This window comes from Micromonospora haikouensis, assembly GCF_900091595.1.
Lineage (GTDB): Bacteria > Actinomycetota > Actinomycetes > Mycobacteriales > Micromonosporaceae > Micromonospora > Micromonospora haikouensis.
This window is the reverse complement of the sequence record NZ_FMCW01000002.1, coordinates 245,041-264,019: the sequence shown is the minus strand read 5'-3', so window position 1 is coordinate 264,019 and position 18,979 is coordinate 245,041. Positions and strand designations below refer to the sequence as shown.

16 protein-coding genes are annotated in these 18,979 nt (G+C 73.7%); 5 read left to right on the top strand and 11 right to left on the bottom strand.

Annotated elements, in window-relative coordinates:
• The first annotated feature begins 1 nt into the window (after position 1).
• Together fabF and GA0070558_RS02875 are read left to right on the top strand one after the other, a co-directional pair.
• Positions 2 to 1,228, top strand: a complete 1,227-nt coding sequence (gene fabF / locus GA0070558_RS02880; protein ID WP_077938868.1) for a beta-ketoacyl-ACP synthase II — start codon at positions 2 to 4, stop codon at positions 1,226 to 1,228.
• A 550-nt stretch (positions 1,229 to 1,778) separates the two neighbouring features.
• Complete coding sequence (locus GA0070558_RS02875) at positions 1,779 to 3,347, top strand: amidohydrolase family protein (RefSeq protein WP_091275277.1); 1,569 nt, start codon at positions 1,779 to 1,781, stop codon at positions 3,345 to 3,347.
• Positions 3,348 to 3,423: 76 nt separating this feature from the next.
• Here GA0070558_RS02875 and GA0070558_RS02870 read toward each other — a convergent pair whose 3' ends face one another.
• The 3 genes from GA0070558_RS02870 to GA0070558_RS02860 form a co-directional block, all read right to left on the bottom strand.
• Positions 3,424 to 3,642, bottom strand: a complete 219-nt coding sequence (locus tag GA0070558_RS02870) for a hypothetical protein (protein WP_077938872.1) — start codon at positions 3,640 to 3,642, stop codon at positions 3,424 to 3,426.
• Between the two features lie 108 nt (positions 3,643 to 3,750).
• On the bottom strand, positions 3,751 to 3,993 hold the full coding sequence (locus GA0070558_RS02865) for a hypothetical protein (protein ID WP_091275275.1): 243 nt from the start codon (positions 3,991 to 3,993) through the stop codon (positions 3,751 to 3,753).
• 57 nt (positions 3,994 to 4,050) lie between these two features.
• Positions 4,051 to 4,242: a DUF397 domain-containing protein gene (locus GA0070558_RS02860; protein ID WP_091275272.1), complete on the bottom strand. Its 192-nt coding sequence runs from the start codon at positions 4,240 to 4,242 to the stop codon at positions 4,051 to 4,053.
• 709 nt (positions 4,243 to 4,951) lie between these two features.
• On the opposite strand from GA0070558_RS02860, the gene GA0070558_RS02855 reads away from it, so the two are divergent.
• Both GA0070558_RS02855 and GA0070558_RS02850 read left to right on the top strand, forming a co-directional pair.
• The gene (locus tag GA0070558_RS02855; protein WP_077938864.1) at positions 4,952 to 5,668 is read left to right on the top strand and encodes a class I SAM-dependent methyltransferase; all 717 of its coding nucleotides are present in this window, start codon (positions 4,952 to 4,954) and stop codon (positions 5,666 to 5,668) included.
• A gap of 141 nt (positions 5,669 to 5,809) precedes the next feature.
• Entirely contained in the window at positions 5,810 to 6,436 is a 627-nt protein-coding gene (locus GA0070558_RS02850) for a lipoprotein (protein WP_091275269.1), read from the top strand.
• Here the strand turns inward: GA0070558_RS02850 and GA0070558_RS02845 are convergent.
• From GA0070558_RS02845 to GA0070558_RS02810, 8 genes are all read right to left on the bottom strand, one after another.
• On the bottom strand, positions 6,429 to 7,430 hold the full coding sequence (locus GA0070558_RS02845) for an ROK family protein (protein WP_256091726.1): 1,002 nt from the start codon (positions 7,428 to 7,430) through the stop codon (positions 6,429 to 6,431). The two genes, GA0070558_RS02850 and GA0070558_RS02845, sit on opposite strands and share 8 nt — an antisense overlap.
• Positions 7,431 to 7,464: 34 nt before the next feature.
• A complete protein-coding gene (locus tag GA0070558_RS02840) occupies positions 7,465 to 8,922 on the bottom strand; it encodes a lyase family protein (protein ID WP_091275265.1) in 1,458 nt (485 codons plus the stop codon).
• A gap of 74 nt (positions 8,923 to 8,996) precedes the next feature.
• Entirely contained in the window at positions 8,997 to 9,959 is a 963-nt protein-coding gene (locus tag GA0070558_RS02835; protein WP_091275262.1) for an amidohydrolase family protein, read from the bottom strand.
• Complete coding sequence (locus GA0070558_RS02830; protein WP_091275258.1) at positions 9,956 to 10,909, bottom strand: creatininase family protein; 954 nt, start codon at positions 10,907 to 10,909, stop codon at positions 9,956 to 9,958. Before GA0070558_RS02830 ends, GA0070558_RS02835 begins: the two co-directional genes overlap by 4 nt.
• Positions 10,897 to 12,690 (bottom strand): ABC transporter permease, encoded by a 1,794-nt coding sequence (locus tag GA0070558_RS02825; RefSeq protein ID WP_256091725.1) that lies wholly within the window; start codon positions 12,688 to 12,690, stop codon positions 10,897 to 10,899. Before GA0070558_RS02825 ends, GA0070558_RS02830 begins: the two co-directional genes overlap by 13 nt.
• Positions 12,687 to 13,760, bottom strand: coding sequence for an ABC transporter ATP-binding protein (locus GA0070558_RS02820; protein ID WP_091275255.1), 1,074 nt, complete (start codon positions 13,758 to 13,760; stop codon positions 12,687 to 12,689). The genes GA0070558_RS02825 and GA0070558_RS02820 overlap by 4 nt, the downstream gene beginning before the upstream one ends.
• A 151-nt stretch (positions 13,761 to 13,911) precedes the next feature.
• Complete coding sequence (locus tag GA0070558_RS02815) at positions 13,912 to 14,958, bottom strand: extracellular solute-binding protein (RefSeq protein WP_077938857.1); 1,047 nt, start codon at positions 14,956 to 14,958, stop codon at positions 13,912 to 13,914.
• A gap of 61 nt (positions 14,959 to 15,019) precedes the next feature.
• The gene (locus GA0070558_RS02810; protein ID WP_091275251.1) at positions 15,020 to 16,183 is read right to left on the bottom strand and encodes an ROK family protein; all 1,164 of its coding nucleotides are present in this window, start codon (positions 16,181 to 16,183) and stop codon (positions 15,020 to 15,022) included.
• Positions 16,184 to 16,432: 249 nt separating this feature from the next.
• Here GA0070558_RS02810 and GA0070558_RS02805 point away from each other — a divergent pair, with 249 nt between their 5' ends.
• Positions 16,433 to 18,937: a sugar-binding protein gene (locus tag GA0070558_RS02805; RefSeq protein ID WP_141722154.1), complete on the top strand. Its 2,505-nt coding sequence runs from the start codon at positions 16,433 to 16,435 to the stop codon at positions 18,935 to 18,937.
• Positions 18,938 to 18,979: the final 42 nt, after the last annotated feature.

Sequence of the window (18,979 nt, the reverse complement as noted above, 5' to 3'; positions counted from 1 at the left end):
CATGAGTCGTTCCGACGTCGTCGTCACAGGGCTCGGCGCGACCACCCCGTTGGGCGGGGACGTCGCGTCGACCTGGGACGCCATGCTCGCCGGCCGCTCCGGGGTGGGTCCGCTCACCCAGGAGTGGGCGGCGCAGCTCCCGGTGCGCATCGCCGCGCAGCTCGCCGTCGACCCGTCCGAGGTGCTGGACAGGGTGAAGATGCGCCGGCTCGACCGCTCCGAGGCCATCGCGATCATCGCCGCCCGGCAGGCGTGGGCGGACGCGGGCCTCGCCGGCTCCGGGCTGGACGGGGAGCGGCTGGCCGTCAGCGTCGGGTCCGGCATCGGCGGGGCCACCACCCTGCTCGCCCAGGACGACATCCTGGAGGCGTCCGGCCCCCGCCGGGTGTCCCCGCACACCATCCCGATGCTGATGCCGAACGGGCCCGCCGCCTGGGTGGGGCTGGAGCTGGGCGCGAAGGCCGGCGTGCACACGGTGGCGAGCGCCTGCGCCACCGGCGCGGAGGCCATCGCCCTCGGGCTGGACATCATCCGCTCCGGCCGGGCCGACGTGGTGGTGGCCGGCGGCACCGAGGCGGTCATCCACGCGCTGCCGATCGCCGGGTTCGCCTCGATGCGGGCCATGTCCACCCGCAACGACGAGCCCGAGCGGGCCTCCCGCCCGTGGGACACCGGCCGCGACGGCTTCGTCCTCGGCGAGGGCGCGGGCGTGCTGGTCCTGGAACGCGCCGAGCACGCCGCCGCCCGGGGCGCCCGGGTGTACGCGCGGCTGGCCGGCGCGGGGATCACCTCCGACGCGTACGACATCGTGCAACCGCACGCGGAGGGCGAGGGCGCGATCCGCGCGATCAAGAAGGCCATCGCGGACGCCGACATCGCCCGTGAGGACATCGTGCACGTCAACGCGCACGCCACCTCGACGCCGGTCGGCGACATGCTGGAGATCGGCGCGCTGCGCGCCGCGCTCGGCGACCACCCGGTGCTCACCGCCACCAAGTCGATGACCGGTCACCTGCTCGGCGCGGCCGGCGCGCTGGAGTCCATCGCCACCATCCTGTCGATCCGCGACGGCGTCGTGCCGCCGACGATCAACCTGGACGAGCCGGACGCCGGGCTGGACATGGACGTGGCCGCGCACAAGGCACGGCACCTGGAGATCCCCGCCGCGCTGAACAACGCGTTCGGCTTCGGCGGCCACAACGTGGCCCTGGTCTTCACCCGCCCCTGAGGTGCAAGGAAGGGCCCCCTGTTAACGCTTTCCGCATAGCAGGGGGCCCTTCTTAACGCCCGCACCCGTCTTGACGTGGCGGGCCTGGCGGCGGCGGCCCGCAGCGTCTCGAGGTGCATGATCGACTTCATGTCGGTGACATGGCGGTGTCACGGTGGCTCGGATGCCGCCATGTCGCCGACATGAAGTCGATCATGGCCGCCACGGTGACCTCCCGGATCCGGCTGGGCACCCGCGCCCACACCCGCACCACGCTCGCACCACACCCGCGCCCACACCCACACCCACACCCACGCTCGCACCACACCGGCGCCCACGCCCGCACCGGCGACACCCAGGCCCGCACCACACCGGCGCCCACGCCCGCACCACACCGGCGCCCGCACCGGCGGCGCCCAGGCCGACCCGCGGCGTGACGGTCGGCAGCAGCGTCGCGCCGCTGCGTGCCGGTCGGTGACGGTCTTCCCGGCATGCGGTCGCGACCAGTGGGTTCACGCGATGCTAGCCAGTCGGCAATGTGCGGGAAATCGGTGCTCCCTAGCTTTCCGGCATGCCCCCCACAGCAAATCCACTGTCGACGCCGGAAAGCGGCGACGACCATACAACGACAATTGTCGACGACTGCGGACGGCCCGTTCCCGCGCATTCGGTCGGCCGCCGCGCGCTGCTCGCCGCCGCCGGTGCCGCCGCCATCGCCCCGCTCGCGTTCGGCGCTCCGGCCGCCGCCTCCTCCCCCGGCCCACACGCCCCCAGCGGGAAGCCCGGCCGACGCCCGGAACGGGGACACTACCTGATCAAGGGCGCCGCGCTGGTCTCCGTCGACCCCGCCATCGGCAACCAGGCCAAGGCCGACATCGAGGTGTGCGACGGGCGCATCGTCCAGGTCGGCCCGAACCTGAAGGCGCGCGGCGCGCGGGTCATCGACGCGTCGAAAATGATTGCGATGCCCGGTTTCGTGGAGACCCACTATCACATGTGGAGCGCTCTCGGCCGCAATTTCGTCTCCACCGGATTCGAGTACTTCGCGGCAAAGTCGGCCACCGTCGCCGCGTATCAGCCGGACGATTTCTACCACAGCGTGCTGCTCGGCCTCGTCGAGTGCGCGAGTGCGGGCATCACCACCGTCAACAACTGGTCGCACAACGTACGCGGGCCGGAGTACGCCGACGCGGAGCTGCACGCCCACGCCGACGGCCTCGTGCGGGCGCGCTACTCGTACGGCCACCGGGACGGCCAGCCGGCCACCCAGCCGATCGACTTCGCGGACATCGACCGGGTCGCGGCCACGTGGTTCGGCAAGAAGTCGCCGTTCGACGGCCTGGTGCACCTCGGGGTGAACCTGCGCGGGCCCGGCCAGCTGCCGACGTTCCTGGCGGAGATGGCGGAGGTCAGCAAGCGGAAGCTGCCGATCTCGGTGCACTCCGGGCAGGGACCGACCACGGCGGTGCACGCCGCCGACCTGGAGAAGATGGGCTTCCTCGGCCCGGACTTCCTGCTCTGCCACGCGCTGCCGTTCGACGAGGCGGACCGGCAGGCGATGGTGCGGACGAACGCGCCGGTCAGCTTCTCCGTCCACTCCGAACTGCGCCTCGGCACGGCCGGTGGGTTCCACGGGCAGTTGCTGCGGATGCTGGCCGCCGGGGTCACCGTCTCGCTGTCGTTCGACGCCAGCTCGCTCGCCCCGATCAACATGTTCGAGTCGATGAACGTGGCCTGGAACCTGGGCATCCCGTGGGTGGGCTCGGACACCGCCGAACTGCCGCCGGTGGTGTTCCGGCAGGCGATCGAGATGGCCACGATCAACGGCGCGAAGGCGCTCGGCCTGCAGGCGGTGACCGGGTCGATCACCCCCGGCAAGCGGGCCGACATCGTCCTGATCCGGGCGGACGACCTGAACATCGCCCCGATCGGCGACCTGGAGTCGACCGTGGTGCGGTCGGCGACCCCGGCCAACATCGACACCGTGTTGATCGACGGCCGGATCGTCAAGCGAAACCGGGAGATGGTCAGCCACGACGCCGGCACGATCGTGCGCAACGCGGCGGCTGCGGCGCACGCCGTCCGTACGCGGGCCGGCGGCGTCCTCACCCCGGCCAGCCCCACCCCGCCCCGGTTCTGAGCACCGCCGCCGTGCACCCGACCGCGACCGGGTGCACGGCGGCACCGGCTCCACATCCGGGGCGCGGTCGGGAGGGCTAGGTGCGGTTGCGGGGGTGCCGGCGCGCCTGACGTTCGTTGCCCCGGCGGTAGTTGCCCGTCCACCTGGCCATCACCAGTTGCGGGTCGTCGTCGACCTCGGCGAGGAACTGCGCCGCCCGGCCGCCCCGCAGCGTCCCCGCGACCCGCCCATGGTGCGTGATCACCACCGTGCCGTCCGCCCGTTCGGCGTACGCGAATCCCTGCGCCTCTGCCACGCCCGGCACCCTCCCATCCCCGCCTGCGCCGCGCATCCGATTTCGGCGGCGCAGGCGTTGGGCAGACGGTGCTGCTGAAGCGCCATCATCCGGCTCCGATGACTCGCCTCACGCAGCGACCTGCGCAGAGCCGACGAACCAGAAACCCGACTCGACAACGATGGACTCGTCAACCCAGGGCTGCACGACGGCGGCGAGCTGCGCTGTCATGGGCCACATGTCCACGACCCACCCGTCGGGCGTCACCTCGACCTGCGCGCGCAACGGCTCGATGACTTCTGCTGGCAGATCCCATGAGCGTTCGAGGAGATCGTCCACGCCGAACTTCTCCACCACGTTGACCACAACCACGGCGAGACTCTGGCCAAGACGCCTACCGCACCGTTCCATGATCGGGCAGGACAGGCCCTAGGCGGGGGTGCGGAGGTCGGCGACGAAGGCGCGCCACGCCGACGGGGCGAAGGTGAGGGTGCCGGCGTCGCGGGCCTTGGAGTCGCGCACCAGCACGACGCCCGGCAGGTTGTCGGCGACCTCGACGCACTCGCCGCCGTTGGTGTTGCTGCGGGTGGGGGTGCGCCAGCGGGGGTGGGGGGTGCTCACAGCTCGTTCACCTGCTTCAGGATCAGGTCTCTCGACTGGTCGCGCGGCAGGGCGACCGCACGGACAGCTTCCCACGCACCCACAGCCACGGCCCACCCGATGGACGATGCCCCTCTCCGGGGGACCGCAACTGCAAGATCGCGGGCGAGATTGGGAGATCTTGGAGCGAAACGGCCCCTCCAGGCGATGAACGTCAATCGTTCAAGATCTCGCGCGCACCCCGGAAGCGCCCCGGAAGCGAACGCGCGGCTCGCGTCGCCCCGACCGATCCAGTTGAGGCGGGTCGGCGCAGGCTGGAGGTCGCAGATCGACCCACGCGCAGCAACAGGGCAGGCGGCGTGTCAAAACCAACGATGATCGTCTGCTGAATATCGAGACGAACGGCGGCGTGTCGTCTCCATGCACGACAGACGATCATGGCCGGACTGGACGTGACACCGCGAGGAGACGCAGGCCGACTGACAGCCTCCTCGGTCGCCGCGATCTTGCACTTACGGCCCCCGCAAAAGGGGGTGAAACACCCATCTGCGGGGCCCAAAGTGCAAGATCGGCGCTGGGGGCGGGGGGCGGGACGGCGCGGGCGGGGGCGGGGGCGGGGGCGCGGGACAGCGCGGGGCGGGGGCGAGGGCGGGAGGGCGGGGCGTTGGCTGCTGGGTTCGGGAGTGCTCGTCTAGGGTGAGGTTCGCCGAGATCGCGCTAGGAGCATGCCGTGGAAGCGACCGAGATCCGCAAGCTCGCCGCGCTGGAGGACACCCACTGGTGGTACCGGGAGCGGCGGGTCCTGCTGGCCCGGGCGCTCCGCCGGCTGGCCGCCGCCGGCCACGTCCCCGGGCGGGCGCTCGACGTCGGCGCGGCCGGCGGCGGTAACACCCGAGTCCTGCGGGCGCACGGCTGGCAGCCCGTGGCGCTGGAATACAGCGCGGAGGGCGCCGGGGTCGCCCGGGAACGCGGCCTCGACGTGATCCGGGCCGACGCCCGGCACCTGCCGCTGCCGTCGGCGAGCCTGGGCCTGGTCACCGCGTTCGACATCCTGGAGCACTTCGACGAGGACCACCTGGCCGCCGCCGAGATCCGCCGCACGCTGCGCCCCGGGGGCGTGGCGCTGATCGCCGTGCCGGCCGACATGGCGCTGTGGTCGGCGCACGACGTTGCGGTCGGTCACGTCCGCCGCTACGACCGGGCGTCACTGCGGGCCGTGGTGGAGAAGGCCGGGCTGGTGGTCGACGAGCTGTGGAGCTGGAACGTGCTGCTGCGGCCGGTCGCGGCCTGGCGGCGGCGCAAGTCCACCGGCAGCGACCTGGACGAGCTGAACCCGCTGGTCAACCTCGGGCTGCGCGCCGTCGTCACCGCCGAGCGGCACCTGCCGGTGCGGGCGCTGCCGGGGGTGTCGCTGATGCTGCGCGCCCACCGCCCCGCCGCCGACTGACCGCTCCGCCGGGCCCCGCCGACGACTGACCGTCACGCGGACCGCCCCGCCACCGACCAACCTGGCCACCCACCGTTACCATCCATCGGCCCGTCCGGGGTGGACCGGGCGGGTGTGGACGACCACGGGGGATTTCGAGCGGTGTTGCGACGGATCGGGGCGGTCCTGCTGGCCGTCCTCTGCACGGTGCCGGCGGCGGGCTGCGCCGACGAGGGGACGCGGGCGGCGACAAGCTACGGCCCGTCCCCGGTGGTGACGGGCCCACCCTGGTACGACGAGGTGGCCCCCGCCGAGGCCGGCCTCACCGTCGGCGCTCCCGGCAGCCCCTGCGAGCTGCCGGTCACGTTCTCGCTGCCGACCGGGTGGACGCCCGAGGCGGTGGCGGAGGAGGCCACGATCACGCTGGGCGGGGCCCGGCTGCGCTGCGAGGTCGACGCGAAGCCCGCCGGCAGCGTGGGCTTCCTGCGGGTGTGGGCGGCCGACGGGTCCACCGGGGACGGCCGCGCCACGCTGGAGGGGTTCCTCGCCGACTACGGCCGGGTCAGCGAGATCGAGTACCGGCGGGTGCGGCGCGGCCCGCTGGACCTGGTCGAGGCGACGTTCCTGCAGCGCAGCGAGTTCAGCGGCCCGAACCGGCAGCGGGCGCTGGTGGCGGACACCCCGGCCGGCGGGCCGGTGCTGCTGACCCTCGGCGGGATGGACACCGACGAGTTCGAGGACATGTTCCCGGCCTATCAGCTCGCGACGCGGACGTTCCAGGTCAACTGACCGCCGGGGCCGTCGAGGCTGCCGGGGCCGTCGGAGCCGTCGGGACCGCCTCCCTGGCCAGCACGACCGCGCCGAGCAGCGCGGCGTCGTCGGCGAAGCCGGAGAGCACCACCTCCGGCCGGTACGGCAGCACGGCGGCGAGCCGCTCGACGAGCAGGCCACGGATCAGGTCGCTGCCGGCCACCCCGCCGACCAGCACCACCCGCTGCGGGTCGACCAGCAGGCAGCAGGTGACCAGGTGGCGGGCCAGCTCGTCGACGCGGGCGGTCAGCGCGTCCCGGGCCGGGCCGGGCGAGGCGGCGGCGGCGGCCAGCCCGGCGGCGGCCCCGGGCACGCCGAGGTCGACGGCGAGCCGGTCCAGCGCCCGGCCGGAGAAGTCCAGCTCCAGCATGGTGCCGGGCCAGGGGCCGCCGGCCACGGCGTACCCGATCTCGCCGGCCGCCCCGTGGTGGCCGGGCAGCACGGCACCGCGCACGGTGAGCGCCGCCGCGACGCCGGTGCCGATGCCGACGACCAGGCCGGGGTCGGCGTCGCGGAGCGCGCCGAGGCGCAGCTCGGCCAGGGCGGCGGCGTTCAGGTCGTTGTCGACGGCGACGACGGGCGCGCCGAGCCGGTCGCGCACCGCGTCGGCCAGCCGCAGCCGGTCCCAGCCGGGCACGTTCGGGGCCAGGTCGATGCCGTCGGGCCGGACCACCCCGGGCGAGGCGACGCCCGCCGCCGCGAGCGGCCCGCCGGCCTGCCCCACCAGCTTCGCGGCCAGCTCCAGGGCGCGGTCCAGGGCCTGCGGGGCACCCCGTTCGGCGTACGTGGGCACCCGCTCGCGGGCCAGCAGCCGGCCCGCCGCGTCGGCGACCCCGACGGCCATCTTGGTGCCGCCGAAGTCGATGCCGAGCAGCACGCCGTCGTCGCCGGTCACCTGCGCAGCGCCGGTCACCTCCGCGTCGCCGGTCAGCGGGGCGGGCGGGGTGGCGGGGCCGTCCAGCCGCAGGTTCACGCGCCGGTCCCCTCGGTCGTGGTGGCGCGCGCGCTCACCGGGCGGCCCGTTCGGGGGCGACGGCGTCGAGCGCCGTGTCGGCGGCGGCGAGCCGGGCCCGTACGGCGGCGAGCCGGCCGGCGACGGTGTCGAAGTGGCCGCGCAGCGCCGCCACCTGGTTGCGGACGGCGCACCGGCCGGGGCCGTCGACCTGCGCCCGGTCGAGCACCAGCTCGGGGCGGACGGCGGCGGCGAGCAGGTCGGCGATCGCGTCGTCGTCGAGCCGGTCGGTGATGCCCTGCGCCGCCGCGCGGACGCCCTCGGCGGTCCACGTGTCGGGGGCACCGGCGCGGACCAGCCGGCCGACCACCGAGTGGGCGGCCCGGAACGGCACGCCGTGCCGGGTCAGCGCGTCCGCGGCGGCGGTGGTGGTGGCCCCGGAGGCGACGATCTCCCCCGCCGACGGCGGCTCCAGCGGCTCGATCTCGGCGAGGAAGCCGCCGAGCAGGGCGAAGAACCGGTCGGTGCGGTCGTTGCTCTCCCAGAGCCGCACCTGCACGTCGGTGGTGGCGTTGTTGGAGTCCTCCCACCAGGCCGCGCCGACGTTGTTGAGCACGCTCGCGGCGTCGGCGGCGGTCGCGCCGGCGTACGAGACGAGGTGCTCCAGCACCACCGGGTTGCGCTTCTGCGGCATGATGCTGCTGCCCTGGGTGAAGTCGCCGGGGGTGGTCACCCAGCGCCAGCTCAGCCAGTCCATCAGGGTGCGGGCCAGCCGCGCCCCGGTGGCGAGGGCCTGCGCGTTGAGCGTGCCGACCCGGACCAGGTGGTCCGCGCCGGCCACCGCCTCGTACGAGTTGGTGACCAGGCCGGCGAAGCCGAGCAGTTCCGCCACCCGGGCCGGGTCGATGTCCAGGTCGGTGCCGGCGAACGCGCAGGAGCCCAGCGGCGAGACGTTGAGCGCGTCGATCAGGTCGGCGTAGGCGGCGGCCTCGCCCGCGAGGGCCTCGGCGTACCCGGCGAGGGCGTGGCCGATGGTGGTGGGCTGGGCGGGCCGGCGGTGGGTGTAGCCGGTGATCACCACGTCGGCGTACCGGTCGGCGGCGGCCAGGGCGGTGGCCCCGGTGGCGAGCACCCGGTCGAGGACGCCGACGAGCTGGTCGCGCAGCAGCATCCGGAACACCCCGGCGTCGAGGTCGTTGCGGCTGCGGGCCATCTGCACGTCCAGCTCGGACGCCGGCACGCCGCACGCGGCGGCCAGCCGCTTCTCCAGCAGGTAGTACGTGTCCTCGAAGGTGCCGTCGAACGGCGGCGCAGCGCTGGTGTCGGCGCGCAGCTCCGCCAGCCCGCGCAGCAGCCGGGCGCCCCGCTCGGCGGGGATCAGCCCCTGCTCGGTCAGCATCACCACGTGCGCCTGGCTGGCCCGCACCATCGCCGGGAAGAGCCGCCCGACGTGGTGGTCGTACGTGGGCCGCAGGTGGTGCCGCTGGTAGGTGGTCAGCGCGGGTGTGCTCATCAGGGTCTCTGCTTCCTTCCGGTGCCGGCCGCGGACGTGGGGCAGGCGCGACGCCGCTCGCCGCGCCCGGGACGTCAGCCGGTCGTGGTGTCCAGGCCGAGCAGGCGCTCGGCGTTGCCGGCGAAGATCGCACGCAGGTGGTCGTCGGGCAGGCCCAGCTCGTGGCAGACGCGGAGCTGGTCGTCGAGGTAACGGGTGACGTAGCCGCGCGGGAACCACGACGAGTCGCTGCCGTAGACGATGCGGTGCGGGCCGATGGTCTCGTAGCAGCGCCGGAACAGGTCCTCCAGCGTCAGCTTGTAGGGCATCCAGCGCACCCACTGGTTGGAGCCGGACGTGTCGACGTGGATGTTCGGGCAGCCCCAGGCGGCGAAGAGCAGGTCCTGCACGTGCTGGACGCCGAAGTGCGGCACCACGACGGCCAGCTCGGGAAAGCGCCGGGCCATCCGGGCCAGCTCGTCGGGGCCACCGTGCCGGCCGAAGCTCAGCCCGCCCGCGCTGCCGTAGTGCCCGATGTGGATCAGCACGGGCACGCCGAGGCGCTGGGCGGTCGCCCAGAGCGGGTCGAGGTCGGCGTGGTCGAGGGGGCCGCGCAGCAGCGGGGCGAACAGCTTCAGCCCGCGCAGGCCGCATTCGGTGACGGCGCGTTCCAGCTCGGCGGCGGCCCCCGGGGAGTACGGGTCGTGGTGGGCGAGGCCGAGCAGCAGGTCGGGGTGGCGGTCGACGACGTCGGCGACGGTGTCGTTGCCGCCGCCGGTGACGAACACGGCCCGCCGCACGTTGACCCGGCGCAGCTCCTCGGCCCACCGGTCCGCCTCGTCCTCCCAGCGCTGCGCCGGGGGCTCCGGGTCGGCGAAGGCCCACGCCCGCCGCCACTTCGCCGCGTACGGGGCGGAGCCGGCGGCGCGGACGGCCCGCTCGTGCTCCCCGCCGGGGTGCATCCCGGCGGCGTGCTCGCACGCCTGGATCGTCGGGTCGGCCGCGATGCGGAAGTGCAGGTGGAAGTCGACGATGTCGAGTCCCCGGTCGACGGTCACGACGGCTCCCCCTCGGCGGGCGGCGAGTCCGGCAGCGGACCGACGTCGGGCGGCGAGTCCGGCAGCGGGTCGGCGGTGGGCGGGGCGGGCGGGGCGGCGGCCACCCAGGCGGCGACGACCTCCCGCAGCCGCGTCCCGGCCAGCTCGCGCACCCGCCGGCCGGCGGGCTCGTCGGCCAGCGAGACGTGCCCGGACCAGCCCTGCCACGGGTCGGGCCGGGACTCCACCAGCACGTACGGGTGGGTCACCGGCAGCTTCGGCTTCGGCGGGAGGTCGTCGACCGCGCCGAGCCGGACCGCGCCGGGGTCGAACCCGAGCACCCCGGACGTCTCGTACGCGCCGCCGTGGCCGCGGGAGACCTGCGGCCCGTACAGCTCGGTGGTCTCGGCGGGGGTGACGAGCTGGAACCAGTTGACCAGCAGCAGGCTCGCCGTGCGCCGGCCGGACACCCACTCCATGGCGGCCCGGACGGTGGACATGTTGGCGTCGTGCCCGTTGACGATCAGCAGCCGGGGGAAGCCGGCCGCCACGATGCCCTCGATCACGTCGGCGAGGTAGCCCACGGCGATCTCCGGCCGGATCGCCACGGTGCCGGGCCACGGCCGGGTCTGGCCGGGGCAGGCGGCGTACGCGACGGCGGGGAAGAGCACCCCGCGCGGGCCCGCCGCCGGGGGCGCGGCCTCGTCCGGGGTCCCGCCGCCGGACGAGGCCGCGCCGTCTGCGGAGGCCTGCGCGCTCTCGGCGGCGAAGCCCTCGGCGAGGATCAGGTCGGTGCCCAGCGGCAGGTGCGGGCCGTGCCACTCGACCGCGCCGACCGGCAGCACCGCGAAGTCGGCCGCGGCGGCGACCGCCGCCAGCTCCCCGCCGGGGACCCGGGCGACCGGGACCAGCCCGCCGTGGGCGAGCCAGGCGGCCACGTGGTCGCCGGCCGGTGTCGTCACGCCGTCCATCGCGCCGCCTCCCGGGTCGAGCGTCGGCCGCCCTCCAAGCGGCCGGAGACCACCATCACCACGAAGATCAGGACCACCTGGAGCATGCCGTACGCGGCGGCGGTGCCGACCTCGAACGAGTACATCCGGTTGTTGATCTCCACAGAGATGGGCGCGGTCTCCGAGGTGTAGATGAGCACCGAGGCGACGAACTCGCCGACCCCGTGCACGAAGGCGAGCAGCGCGCCGGCCAGCACGCCCGGCAGCATCAGCCGCAGGGTGACCGTGCCGAACGCCCGCCACCAGGACGCCCCGAGGTTGCGGGCGGCCTCCTCCAGCGACGGGTCGAGCTGCGCCAGGGCGGCCGAGCTGGAGCGGAAGACCAGCGGCAGGAACCGCACGAAGTACGCCAGCGGCATGATCCAGAAGGTGCCGATGAGCACCTGCCCGAAGCTGAACGCGTTGCCGGTGCTGAACGCCGAGATGAGGTTGATCGCCACCACCGTGCCGGGCAGCGCCCAGGCCAGCATGACCGCCACGTCCAGCAGGCCCCGGCCGCGGAAGTCCAGCCGGCGCACCGCGTACGCGATGAGCACGCCGACCACGACGCAGGCGACGGTGGCGATGAGGCTCATCTTGAGCGAGTTGAGGATCGGCTGGAACGCCCTCGGCTCCGCGAAGATCGTGACGAAGTTCTGCATCGTGTACTGCGCGGGGATCACCTCGGTGGTCCACGAGCCGTCCCGGGAGAACGCCACCAGGGCGATCGTCGCCACCGGCGCGAGCAGCACGGCCGTGGCCAGCAGGGACGCGGCCAGGGCGAGCCACCGGCCGAGCGGGTTGGTGATCTCCCGCCGGTGGGCGGCGACGCCCTTGGACTGGGAGCGGTAGCTGCGCCGCCCCTCGTACCAGCGCATGCCGAGCAGGAACAGCACCGAGACGACGCCGAGCACCGAGGCGTAGGTCGACGCCATCGGCAGGTCGCCGTTGGTGCGGTTGATGTAGATCTGCATGGTCATCGTTTGGTCCACCCCGAACAGCAGCGGGGCGGTGTACGACGCCAGGGACGTCATGAACACCAGCAGCGACGCCGACACCAGCGCCGGGGTGAGCATCGGCAGCAGCACCGTGCGCCACACCCGCACCCGCCCGGCGCCCAGGTTGTAGGCGGCCTCCTCCACCGACGGGTCCATCCCGCCGAGGGCGGCGGAGGCGGACAGGTAGAAGTACGGGTACATGGTGAACGTGTGCACCACCAGCACCCCGGCGATGCCGCTGAACGGCAGCACCGGATTCTCCGCGCCGAAGAGCTGCTGCAGGCCGCGCGGCAGGATGCCGGTCTCGCTGTAGAGGAGCTGGAACGAGATCGCCCCGATCAGCGGCGGCAGGGCCGCCGGCACCAGGATGATCGCCTCGATCAGCTTGCGGCCGGGGAACGAGAAGCGCTTGAGCAGGAACGCCATCGCCACGCCGACGATCCCGCAGAGCAGCACGCTGGCCGCCGAGATGATCAGCGAGGTGACCAGCGACGACCGGGCCACCCCGCCGCCGGTGAGGAAGCTGCCGTAGTTCTCCACCCCGTCCACGCCGACGCTCTCGGCGAAGGTGGCGAACATGGGCTGCACGACGTACCCGAAGAGGACCAGCGCGAGCGGGAAGACCAGCACGTACGGGAACCAGCGGGAGCCGGTGCCCCCGGCGAACCGGTCGGCCAGCCGGCGGCGCGGGCCCGGCGGCGGCGTCGGCTCCTTCGTGACCGGCGCGACGGTGGCCGGGCCCGGGGTGGCGGGGATGGTGGTCACGGACGCACCACCCACATCCGGTCCCGGTTGAGCCGCAGCCCGACCTGGTCGCCGACGGCGATGCCGGCCGGCACGTCGACGGCGGCCACCTGCATGCGCTCCCCGGCGGTGTCGACGACCAGGTTGGTGGCCATCCCGGTGAACTCCAGCTCGGCGATGCGGCCGGGCAGCGCGCCCGCCTCCGTGGTGGAGGTGAGGCCGATGTGCTCGGGGCGCACCGACACCTGGGCGGTCTCGCCCTGGCGCAGCCCGTGGTCGGCCGGGGCCGGCACGTCGATCTCGCCGCCGCCGGGCAGCCCCACCGTCACGGTCCGTTCCGTGGCGCCCTGCACGGGCAGGGTGAGCACGTTGCTGCGCCCGATGAACCGGGCGACGAAGCTCGTCGCCGGGCGGTGGTAGATCTCCTGCGGCGCGCCGATCTGCTGCACCCGGCCCGCCTGCATGACCGCGATCCGGTCCGACATGGCCATCGCCTCGGCCTGGTCGTGGGTGACGTAGATGCCGGTGGTGCCGGCCTCCTGCTGGATGCGGCGGATCTCCGTGCGGGTCTCCTCGCGCAGCTTCGCGTCGAGGTTGGACAGCGGCTCGTCGAGCAGCAGGGTCTTCGGCCGGATCACCAGGGCGCGGGCCAGGGCCACCCGCTGCTGCTGGCCGCCGGAGAGCTCGTCGATGCGCCGGTCGCCGTACCCGGCGAGGTGCACCTGGCCGAGGGCCTCCTCGACGCGCCGCCTCGACTCGGCGCGGCCGACCTTGCGGATCTTCAGCCCGTACGCGACGTTCTGCGCGACGGACAGGTGCGGGAAGAGCGCGTAGTTCTGGAACACCATGCCGGTGTCGCGCTTGTTCGGCGGACGCCGGGTGACGTCCTCCGTGCCGAACCGGATCCGGCCGGAGGTGGGGAAGTAGAACCCGGCCACCATGCGCAGGGTGGTGGTCTTGCCGCAGCCGCTCGGGCCGAGCAGGGTGAAGAACTCCCCGGCGGCGATGGTGATGTCGACGTCGGCCACGGCGGCGGTGTCGCCGCCGCGCGCGAAGCGCTTGCTCACCGACTCCAGCGTGACATCGATCATGGCGTCCTCTCCTGTGGTGGCTGGGTGGTCTCGGGGCGGGCGCTGTGCAAGGAAGGGCCCCTTGTTAACGCCTGCGGTAGAGAAGGGTCCCCTTCTCACCCCGCTGGGCAGGGCCCAGGGCGCGCCGCGCCCGCCCCGGGTGCCGCCGTGGTCAGCCCTTGTTCTTGATCTGGCTGTTCCAGTGGTTGATCCACTCGGTCTCGTTCTTGCCGATCACGTCCCAGTTGACGTCCAGCGGCTTGAGGTTGAGCTCGGCCAGCCACTGCGGCTTCTCGGCGATCTCCACGGCCGGGATCTGGTAGTAGTCCTTGGCCAGGTCGGCGCGGAGCGCGTCGTCGAAGAGGAACTCCATGAACTTCTGCGCGCCGGTGGTGTTGCCGCCCTTGACCGCGGCGATGCCGTCGACGAGCACCGGGGCGCCGGAGGCCGGCATCACGTAGCCGAACGGCATGTTCGACTGGTTGGCCTGGAGCAGGATGTCCTGGAGGTTCCAGGCGCTGAGCACGCCCTGCTGGCGGGAGAGCTTGAGGTAGAGGTCGGCGGGGTTGGCCGCGTACGAGCCGGTGTTGGCGTCCAGCTTCTTCAGCCAGTCGTAGCCGGGCTGCGGGTTGCTGCCGTCCGGGGACTGCCGCATGATCATCGACGCGTAGATCGACCGCATGGTGCCGGACGCGGCGACGTCACGGATGACGATCTTGTCCTTCCACTCCGGCTTCAGCAGGTCGTCCCAGTCCTTCGGGGCCTGCTCCGGGGTGAGCGCCTTGTTGTTGTACATGATGACCTCGGGCAGCAGGATCTCCCCGAACCAGCGGCCCTCGGCGTCCTTGTACTTCGCGTCCATCTTGGCGGCGAACGCCGGCTGCCAGCCGGTCAGCAGGTCCTCGGACGCGCCCGCGGAGAGCCCCTGCTGGGTGCCGCCCCACCAGACGTCGGCCTGCGGGTTGGCCTTCTCGGCCCGGACCCGCTCCAGGATCTCCTGCGCACCCAGGTTGAGGATCTCCACCTTGCCCTTGTACTCGGGGTACTTGGCGGTGAACTGGTCCACCACGAAGGTGGAGACCTTCTTGTCGCGGGCCGTGTAGATGGTGAGCTTCTCGGCGCCCGCGTCGCCGGACGCGTCGTCGCCACCGCCGCCGCAGGCGGTGCCTGCGGCGAGGACTGTGGCCAGCGCACCGGCGAGGAGAAGGCGACGTCTCATGGGGTACCTCCGAGGGGTTCGGGTCGGGTGGAGCCAGGGGGTGGGCAGCTGAGGGGCGGAGCTAGGGGGCGGGTAGCAGGGTGGGCAGCCCGGTGGCCGCCGCGGAGAGGGCGTAGCTGACCGCGCCGTGCAGCACGGCCCGGTCGCCGAGCACGGCCCGGCGGACCTCGGTGGTGCTCGGCGCGGCGGCGGCGACCAGGGCCTGGAGCCGGTCGACGGCCGGGTCGTCGAGCTGGGCGGCGGCGCCGCTGAGCAGCACCCGGCCGGGGTCGATGACGCAGACGCAGGAGACGATCAGCCGGGACCAGGCGGTCAGCACCTCGTCGAGGTACGCGGCGGCGCGCTCGTCGGCGCGCGCCAGCTCGACCAGGGCGGCCACCGGGGCGTCGGGCCGCCGGCCGGGGGCCAGGGCCACCACCCGCTCGGCGACGGCGTTCTCCGACCAGCGGGCCTCGAACGGGCCGACCCCGTCGTGGCCCCGGTCGGCCGGGTCCAGCGGCAGGAAGCCGACCTCGCCGGCCGCCCCGCCCGCGCCCCGGCGGACCTGGCCGTCGAGCACCAGCCCCGCGCCGATGCCGTCGGCGACGTGCAGCAGCAGCAGGTCGGCGACGTCGCTGCCCGCGCCGGCCGCGTGCTCGCCGGCCGCCATGAGGTTGACGTCGTTGTCCACCACCACCGGCACGCCGAGGTGCCGCTGCACCGCCTCCCCTATCGGCCGGCCCTCCACGAGGCCGACCGAGGGGGCGAGCCGGACGGCGCCGCCGGAGGAGACGCCGGGCGCGGCGATGGCGACCCCGCGCAGCGCCGGCAGGCCGTCGCCGGCCAGCTCGGGCACCGACCGGCAGATGGTGTCGATGATGTCGCCGGCGAGGCGGACGGTGCGGTGGGCGACGACCGTGCCGTCGCTGTCGGCGATCTCGCAGCTGAGTCGGGACGGCTCCAGGGAGACGGCGGCGACCAGCTCGGCGCGCGGGTTGAACTCCAGCATCGCCCGGGGGCGGCCGGCGCGGGACGCCCCGGGCCCCCGCTCGATGAGGTAGCCCTCGGCGATCAGCTCGCGCACGAGTGGGGTGAGCGTGGCGGGGCTCAGGCCGGTGAGCTCGGTCAGCTCGGCGCGGGAGAGCACCCGCACCTGGCGGGCGGTGGAGATCACGGACAACCGCTTGATCTCCTTCGACCGCTCCCGGCTCACCGGGCTCGTTGGTGGCGTCACCACGTCAGTCACACTTCCTTCCTACGGCGAACGAACTATCGAGTCAAGTAACGAAAGCGTCTCGGCCCACCCGAGGAACCCTCACGAACAGGGAAAACGCCCCGCTTCGGCCCCGATGTCGGATCGGGGGCGCGCGACCGGGCCGGCACCCGGAGAGGTGGACCGGCCTGAATTTATTTCTTTTGCAAAGAAAGAAAGACCTTGCAAAGCATTGACGGGCCGCCGCGCCGGTCCCTAGCGTCACCGGGCGAAGGCCTTCCAGTGTGTACGGACACCCGCGCCGCCGCTGTACCCGGTGACGGAGTCCGCGCCGCTGCCGGCCTCGAAGAGGGCCCGCCGCTCGGCATCATCCGCGAACGCGAGGAGCGCACCGCGATCGGCCGGGCCGGCGTGGAGAACCTCTACAACCTCGACCGGGTCGACTTCTGGTACACGGCGTCCGCGCCGCTGTCCGAGCGGATCTGGGGACACGACGACACGCTCGGCCAGATCGTCCGGGTGATCCGGCAGACCCGGCCCGAGATCGTCATGACCATGAACCCCTCGCCGACCCCGGGCAACCACGGCAACCACCAGCAGGCCGCCCGGTTCGCCGCCGAGGCGTTCCACGCCGCCGCCGACCCGGCCGCGTTCCCCGAGCAGCTCCGCAAGGAGGGCCTCAAGCCGTTCCGGGCCGCGAAGTTCCTGCGTACGGGCGGCACCGGCACGTCGGCCGCCGGGCCCGAGTGCGCGTCCAGCTTCGTGCCGACCGTCCCCACCGACCAGGTCTTCGGGGTCTGGGAGGGCACGCCGAGCGCCACCGGCAAGACCTGGGCCGAGATCGAGGTCGACGCCCGCCGGGAGTACGTCACCCAGGGCTGGGCCGGCACCGCCGCCGCCCCCACCGACCCGACGAAGATGCGCTGCGACTTCTACACCCTGGTCGACAGCCGCGTCCCGTACGACCCGGCGGACGCCTCCCCCGAGGCGATCCTGCGCGGCTCCGTGCTGCCGAACGCGGCCGGTGGGCTGCCCCGGGGCACCGAGCTGTACCTCACCACCGACCGGTTCGACCTCGCCCCCGGCGAGACCGTCAAGGTCACCGCGCACGTGCGAGCGCCCCGGGACCGGGCACTGGCCGCGCCGCGGATCGACCTGCGGCTGCCGCAGGGCTGGACCGCCAAGGGCTCCGGCGCGCTGCGGGGCAGCGTGCCGGCGGGCAAGGAGCGGACCGCGACGTTCACCGTCACCGTCCCCGCCGGCGCCGACACCAACCAGCAGCAGCTCGTCGGCGCGACCCTGACCACCCGGCAGGGCGTCGGGCGCACCGACCGGGCCGTGCGGGTCGTCGCCGACGTGCGCGGCACCCTGGAGCCGCTGCCCGAGGTGGGGCTGTTCCGCGAGTGGGCCGGCGAGGGCGGATACCCGCAGCTCGACACGCTGATCAAGCCGGTGCTCACCATCGGCTCCGGCAAGAGCCGGTCGGTCCGCGTCGACCTGCGCAACCACGGCGAGGCCACCCGCAGCGGCACCGTCACCCTCGGCCTGCCCGCCGGCTTCACCGCCGACGCGGCGACCAGGAGCTACACCGGCCTGGCCCCCGGCGCGACCGGGGCCGTCACCTTCACCGTCACCAACACCGACACCACCCTGCCCACCGCCAACGCGGGCGGCACCGACGGCGACTACGGCATCACCATCACCACCACCAGCGCCGCCGGCAGCACCGTGGAGACCGGCGCGCTGGAGATCGTGCCGACCACCGAGGTCCCGCAGGCCGGCCACGACCACGCGGTCGACGGCGTGGCCTCGGCCGGCGAGTACCCCGGCGAGGAGCTGGACTTCTCCCGCATCTGGGAGGGTCAGGCCACCACGCCGCAGGACGCCTCGGCGAAGGGCCGCATCGCCTGGACCGCCGACGCCCTCAAGGTGTTCGTCCAGGTCACCGACGACGTGCTCGGCCGCAAGGTCGTGCCGCAGGACTGCAAGCGGCAGCGGCGCACCGACAGCGTCGAGATCATCGTCGACCCGAAGGGGAACTCGACCGACACCTCCACGGTGTTCAAGGCCGGCATCTTCCCCGTCACCGACGACCCCGCCAACGGTGACCCGCCGTGCTGGCAGCGCGACGCCGACAACCGGCAGGGCCCGGGGGCGACGACCGCGCCGGGCATGACCGTGGTCAGCAAGGTGACCAGCCCGTACGCCGGCTACACCATCGAGGCCAGCATCCCGTTCGCGGTGCTGCCCGACGCGGTGGACCCGAACCGGATGGGCTTCAACGTCCTGGTCTACGACTCGGACACCCAGGATCTCAGCTCCCAGTCCCGGCTGGGCTGGTCCACGTTCACCGGCGTACGGGCCGACCCGTACCGCTACGGCCTGGCGACCCTGCCCGGCTACACCCCGGCGGCGCGGCAGCCCAGCGCCCCGGTCTTCCCGGACACCGCCGCGCGCAGCGTGCACAGCCCGCAGACCATCGCCCAGTCGGCGGTCGACGGGGTGGCCCCGGCCGCCGTGGCGCGGCTGCCCGAGAAGGCGCTGCGGCTGACCGACCAGCGCCGGGTCCCCGGCGGGGTGAAGGTCACCCTGCGGGCCGACCGGTCCGGCACGGCCTACCTGTACGCCTGGGACGGCTCCGCCGCCCTCGGTGACCGGACGGTCGAGCTGAAGGCGAACCGGTCGGTGACGGTCGTCGTGCCGGTCGCCTCGGGCCGGCCGACCGCTCTGCTGGCCGCGTACGAGTCGCACGGCGCGGCCGTGGCCCGCAGCCTCCCGCTGCGCTGACCCTCCTGAAGGAGGGGCCCCTTGTTAACGCATTCTGTTGTA

Coding starts and splice junctions, on each gene's coding strand:
- GA0070558_RS02830 (WP_091275258.1), bottom strand. CDS start 10,909: ATGGACGGCGTGACGACACCGGCCGGCGACCACGTGGCCGCCTGGCTC.
- GA0070558_RS02840 (WP_091275265.1), bottom strand. CDS start 8,922: ATGAGCACACCCGCGCTGACCACCTACCAGCGGCACCACCTGCGGCCC.
- fabF (WP_077938868.1), top strand. CDS start 2: ATGAGTCGTTCCGACGTCGTCGTCACAGGGCTCGGCGCGACCACCCCG.
- GA0070558_RS02875 (WP_091275277.1), top strand. CDS start 1,779: ATGCCCCCCACAGCAAATCCACTGTCGACGCCGGAAAGCGGCGACGAC.
- GA0070558_RS02820 (WP_091275255.1), bottom strand. CDS start 13,760: ATGATCGATGTCACGCTGGAGTCGGTGAGCAAGCGCTTCGCGCGCGGC.
- GA0070558_RS02815 (WP_077938857.1), bottom strand. CDS start 14,958: ATGAGACGTCGCCTTCTCCTCGCCGGTGCGCTGGCCACAGTCCTCGCC.